Source organism: Pseudomonas sp. Y24-6, assembly GCF_020295325.1.
Classification (GTDB): domain Bacteria; phylum Pseudomonadota; class Gammaproteobacteria; order Pseudomonadales; family Pseudomonadaceae; genus Aquipseudomonas; species Aquipseudomonas gregormendelii.
Window position 1 is genome coordinate 1 of record NZ_JACBXG010000043.1, and the last position, 926, is coordinate 926.

A 926-nucleotide genomic window follows, 5' to 3' on the forward strand; every position below is an offset into this window, starting at 1 on the left:
TAGGCTCTGTACGTAAAGTATTGTCGCAAGCACCGCATAGCGCAGGCCAATGAGACCATCGCCGCAAAACTTGTTGCGAGCTTGTCGAAGCGCGTCACGATGCGACGGTTCTCCTTCAGCCAGCCAAACATGCGTTCGATGATGTTGCGCTGCCGATATTTGGGGCGATCAAAAAGTCGAGGCAATCCTGGCTTGGTTTTGCGCTTCATGCTTCGCAACGGAATGACTGGCTGCATGCGATAACGATCACAATACTGGCGCAGCGCTTCAGCGTCGTAACCCTTGTCAGCCAGCAACCAGCGGCAACGCTTGCGTGGGCGACCGCGCAGGCTGGGTATGCAAGCCTGATCGAGTAGCGGTTGGGCATAGGCTATATCGCTGGCTTGTCCGCCTGACAACAGGAAACGCAGAGGCACACCATTGGCGTCGCACAGCATGTGAATCTTGGTCGTCAGGCCACCCCGGCTGCGCCCGAGCGCGTGGTCTTGCGGTTCTTCAAATCCCCTTTTTTCCCGGCACCTGATGAGGCCCGGGTTGCTCGTACGGCAGTGGAGTCGATCATCCATGTTTCCAAGTCAATCAAACCCTGCTCATTCAATCGGATATGAAGACGCTTGAGCATCTGATCAAAAGCTCCGCAATCACGCCATCCCCGGAACCGTTGATAGATCGTTGACCAAGGGCCGAATCGTTAGGGCATGTCTCGCCAGGCTGCGCCAGAGCAAAGCACCCAGAGAATACCGTTTAGCATCAGGCGATCATCGGCCCGAGGGCGCCCGGTGCGCTGATTTTTGGTGAAGATATCTGCAACCAGATCCCAGGCTGCGTCGGGGAGTTCATACCGCTTTGCCATCTTGGCCTCCTGGCTTTAATGGCGGTGTATTTTACAGAAAATCGTATTTCTTGGGTTTACGTACAGAGCCTAA

1 pseudogene is annotated in these 926 nt (G+C 55.3%); it reads right to left on the reverse strand.

Features of this window, described 5'->3' with window-relative positions:
• A pseudogene (locus HYI44_RS29150) lies at positions 1 to 853 on the reverse strand (IS5 family transposase); the annotation flags it as partial.
• Positions 854 to 926 lie beyond the last annotated feature (73 nt).